Source organism: Huintestinicola sp. (assembly GCF_050874005.1).
In the GTDB taxonomy this organism is placed as follows: Bacteria; Bacillota; Clostridia; order Oscillospirales; family Ruminococcaceae; genus Huintestinicola.
In genome coordinates, this window is record NZ_JBNMJV010000079.1 from 1 (window position 1) to 4,384 (window position 4,384).

At 42.3% G+C, this 4,384-nt stretch carries 6 protein-coding genes and 1 pseudogene; all 7 read left to right on the top strand.

The features are described 5' to 3' along the window. Positions 1-555: 555 nt before the first annotated feature. Positions 556-756 carry a hypothetical protein gene (locus ACR0QN_RS13895; RefSeq protein WP_432651821.1) on the top strand — a complete coding sequence of 67 codons (201 nt, stop codon included), beginning with the start codon at positions 556-558 and terminating at the stop codon, positions 754-756. Beyond that, positions 743-1,243 carry a ParM/StbA family protein gene (locus ACR0QN_RS13900; RefSeq protein WP_432651822.1) on the top strand — a complete coding sequence of 167 codons (501 nt, stop codon included), beginning with the start codon at positions 743-745 and terminating at the stop codon, positions 1,241-1,243. The genes ACR0QN_RS13895 and ACR0QN_RS13900 overlap by 14 nt, the downstream gene beginning before the upstream one ends. A gap of 85 nt (positions 1,244-1,328) precedes the next feature. Next, a complete protein-coding gene (locus ACR0QN_RS13905; protein ID WP_432651823.1) occupies positions 1,329-1,541 on the top strand; it encodes a hypothetical protein in 213 nt (70 codons plus the stop codon). A gap of 14 nt (positions 1,542-1,555) precedes the next feature. Further along, positions 1,556-2,020: a hypothetical protein gene (locus ACR0QN_RS13910; protein WP_432651824.1), complete on the top strand. Its 465-nt coding sequence runs from the start codon at positions 1,556-1,558 to the stop codon at positions 2,018-2,020. Positions 2,021-2,132: 112 nt separating this feature from the next. Next, positions 2,133-3,185 (top strand): hypothetical protein, encoded by a 1,053-nt coding sequence (locus ACR0QN_RS13915; protein ID WP_432651825.1) that lies wholly within the window; start codon positions 2,133-2,135, stop codon positions 3,183-3,185. 50 nt (positions 3,186-3,235) lie between these two features. After that, positions 3,236-3,679, top strand: coding sequence for a hypothetical protein (locus ACR0QN_RS13920; protein WP_432651826.1), 444 nt, complete (start codon positions 3,236-3,238; stop codon positions 3,677-3,679). Between the two features lie 336 nt (positions 3,680-4,015). Further along, a pseudogene (locus ACR0QN_RS13925) lies at positions 4,016-4,384 on the top strand (hypothetical protein); the annotation flags it as partial.

Consider the following 4,384-nt stretch of genomic DNA (forward strand, 5'->3'; position numbering starts at 1 on the left):
ATAACTGCGCCCTTTTGAGGAAAAAGGGCAATAATAGAGGGGATTTTGTGGTCAAATAGAGGCTGTTTCGGCTTTTGACACGGAAAATTTTCCTCATATAATTCCGCTTGTTTAAATACCAGGGTTTTTAGAGGTTACCTGTAATTATTTGCTTTCATAAACTATTTAAAAACACCTTGTATCATACAGTCAGTTTTGGACTTGTATGATGCAAGGTGTTTTTTTCTGCTATTACCTCGTATATACCGAAATGCGTTTATTACAATAGCAAAACAAACGGATTTATCATAACAAATGCGTTCCTTTTGAAAAAAATCGAATGAAATCCGCTAAAAAGATTTTATAGAATTTATATATCACGTTTTGCACGTTTTGTCAACGGATAGTACGGAATTATCTGCATTTGTTTGATGTTTGCACGCATAGTCTTAATGAGTTGTACGAAACAAAAAGTATGAGGTCAAAACGGCGTTTTCGGAAAATTTTGATATATAATGGGAGCAGGCTCAAGGAAAAATCCAAAGAGCCAAACAAAAGAAAATGGAGGTGCTGCTAATGAACAGCAGAGAAACCCTGCCGATGATGCTGTCGGCAAATGACATTCAGGCAATGGGCTTCACCCGTACTATGGCATACAGTATCCTTAATCGTGAGGATGTGCCTGTTGTGAAGATCGGCAGTCGGAAGTTTATTCAGAGGGATAAGCTTTTCGACTGGCTGGACAGTAAGGAGGATAGAGAAAATGATAAAGTATAACGACACATACATAATCGGCATCGACCATGGCTATGGAAATCTCAAAACCGCCAATACGGTTACGGCATCGGGAGTAAAGGTGCATGACATTGAGCCACCCTTTAAGAAGGAGCTTCTTGAATACGATGGAAAGTTCATCTGTATCGGTGAAAATCACAAGTCTTTCACAGCGGACAAGACAACAGATATGGATAACTATTACCTTACCCTTTACGGTATCGCAAAGGAATTGTCCCTTGCGGGAATCACAGAAGCGAATGTTCACCTTGCTGTCGGACTTCCGCTTATGTGGTATTCGGAGCAGCGTGACAGATTTTCCGAGTATATGATGCAGAACGAAAATGTGGAGTTTATCTACAACAACAAGAGGTACAGCGTTCATATCGAGGGCGTTTCGGTTTATCCGCAGGGATATTGTGCGGTGTATGACAGGCTCAAGGATATGAGCGGCGTGAATATGATATACTCCTGCATTTACTGTAAATGACGTAGGCATAAAGCGTATTCAGCTCCTTGCAATCCCCAACGGCTGGGCAAACGCAAAGGACACAGCGGTTACAATAATGTTCAATATGTCACCTTTTTCATACGGCTGCACCGATGAAGATAGGATAGATATTTTCACAGAGGAAACAGAGGACAACGAAAGCTCCGAAACAGAGGAAAGCAGTTCCAAATCGGAAAATGTTCCGGTGGAACATCTTGATACGGAAACTGAAAATCAATCTGAAACGGAGATTCTCTCCGATGTTCCGGTGGAACATTTTGAAGAAACAGTAACGTAAGGAGTGACGGAATAATGATCGGTGATGATGCTTGCAGCACCTTTGTGGAGCTTTTAAAGCGTATTCTGGATATTGTAAGCGATATTGAAAAGGAAAAACGCAGGGGAGAAGCCTATCAGAAGAAGGACACTCCCAAGATAAAAGTCGGAAAGCTCTCAAAAGCGAACTTCGCAAAGCTCCAAAAGGCAGGAGCTGATTTCAAGTTTGTAACTGTCCCTGCTAATAAACTTGCGGAGATAGAGGAAACCGTAAAGAAAATGGGCGGCTCATATTTCAATGCCGAGGTTGGAGATAACAACAATGCCGTACTTGCCGTTCCTGCAAGTCAGCTTGACCTTCTGAATATGGCAATGAAGCACGTTGTCGCAAATGAGCTTGCTGAAAACTCCGATAAGATAATCGTCAAGGACGGGAAAGACCTTATTGATGCGGAAGATATAGGAATTATCAGCCGTACTATGAACAAATACTGCTCTTGAAATCAAGGACAAGGACAGCGGCGAATACAAAAAGGCAGATATTTTCTTCCACGACACCGTAAAGCCCAACACCATTGTTGAACACGTCGAATCTGCGCAGGAAGCGCTCATATTGTCCATTTCCGAAAGAGCAAAGGTTGATTTTGAGTATATGACCGAGCTTTGCGGCAGGGACAAGGACACTCTCATAAGTGACCTTGAGGGACTTATATACAGACTTCCGCAGGAAACGGAGAAATATGTGACAGCCGATGAATACCTCACAGGAAATATCCGTTTGAAGCTCCGTGAGCTTGATTATGCTCCTGCCGGTATGGATGTAAGCAAGCACAGGGAAGCTCTTGAAGCTGCTATGCCCAAGAGAGTAGAAGCAAAGGACATTTCCGTAAAGTTAGGCTCTCACTGGGTAGATCCCAAGTTTGTCACACGGTTTATAAACGAAAAATTCCGTCCCGGCTGGAAAAGTGATGTTGTGGCACAGTACAGCAAGGCTTCCGGCAAGTGGAAGATAGAGGGACAGTCCAAAGGTGATAAGGGCAGTTATACTGCTACACACGATTACGGCACAAAGCGTAAAGATGCTTACGCTATTTTAGAGGGTATTCTTAATCACGAGGATTTGACTATAAAAGATCCTAAGCTGGACGCAAACGGAGAGCCTATGCGTGATTCGAGGGATAATATCATAAAGGTAACTAACCACGAAGAAACAAAGGCAGTACAGGCAATGGTCAGAAAAATCGAAAGAGAGTGGCAGGACTGGATATTCAAAGATCCTGACCGAAGAACTGCTCTTGTGGATAAATACAATGAGGTATTCAACAGTATTCGTCACAGAGAGTATGACGGAAGTCACCTCAGTTTCGTAGGTATGAACAGCGATATTACACTCAAAGAGCATCAGAAAAACGCTGTCGCAAGAGCTTTATACGGTGGAAATGCAATGCTTGCTCATTGTGTGGGGGCTGGCAAGACCTATGAAATGATAACCATAGCAATGGAAAACGTCTGGGACTGCATCATAAATCATTGTTTGCTGTACCCAATTCCCTTACAGAGCAGATGGGCAGAGATTTCAAGAAACTTTATCCTGCTGCCAATATCCTTGTTGCTACAAAGAAAGACTTTGAGCCTAAAAAACGCAAGGAACTTTTCGCAAAGATAGCGACAGGGGAGTGGGACGCAGTAATTGTAGGACACTCACAGTTTGACCGTATGGGACTGTCAAAAGACCGTATGGAAGCCTATATGCAGGCAGAAATAGCAGACCTTCGTGAGCAGCTTGAAGAAGCAAGGGGCAAGGACGGAAGCAAGAGCTTTTCGGTAAAGGAAATTGAAAAGACAATTGCCCGATACGAAAAGAAGCTGAAAGAAGCACAGGACAAAGTATCGAAGGACGATTATATCGACTTTGAGGAAATGGGCTTTGACAAGCTGTTTGTTGACGAGTGCCATCTTTACAAAAATCTGGGTACTGCTACCAAAATGTCCAATGTTGCCGGTATCGGTACAACAGGTTCGGGAAAGGCCGCCGAACTGCTTATGAAAACGAGATATTTCGATGAATTGACAGGCGGTAAGGGTATGGTTTTTGCCAGTGGAACGCCTATAATCACAGGGTATCTACGGTCAGAAATGCCGATTTTACGTTGTTTATAAAAATCACGATACAGTCAAAAAGGACAGTATCGTGATTTTTTGTTATAGCATTTGCTTCAAAATATCATTTTCCAGTTATAATTGAGAGTCGGTCAATCCTTTGATATCATTCATCACATAGTTATACATTTTATTTATTATATCAAACACATTTTGGTTTGTCATCACCTTTTTGGGTGAGTTGTTTGAAATAAGCAAATTTATGTGAAACAATAGGAAAATAAGCTTTGAATAGTTTATTATCTTTAGGCAAAAAAAGAATGGATTATTTTTTTCCTGTATGATATAATTAGGATAATGCGATATGCAGAAATATTCGATATAGGAGAGATATGTATGAAAAAGAAACTTGCAGCACTTCTTGCAATTTGTATGCTTTCAGTCACTATGACTGCCTGCGGAGGCGGCAATGCTCCCGCCGAAACCACAACCGCTGCGGAAACTACAACCGCTGCGGAAACTACGACCGCTGCGGAAACTACGACCGCTGCCGAAACCACAACCGCTGAGGAAACAACCAATGCCGAACCTGACACAAACGATACGACCGATGAGAGCAGCGATTTTACTCTTCTTGATGTAACAACCGATATGATTGAGGTGGGAGTTTACGCAATCGATGAAGAAAACACTGAGCTTGTATTCTCAATGTTTACAGAGCCTTCCGGCACTCCTATGGCTTCTTTGTTTGTATACAACCCCGAC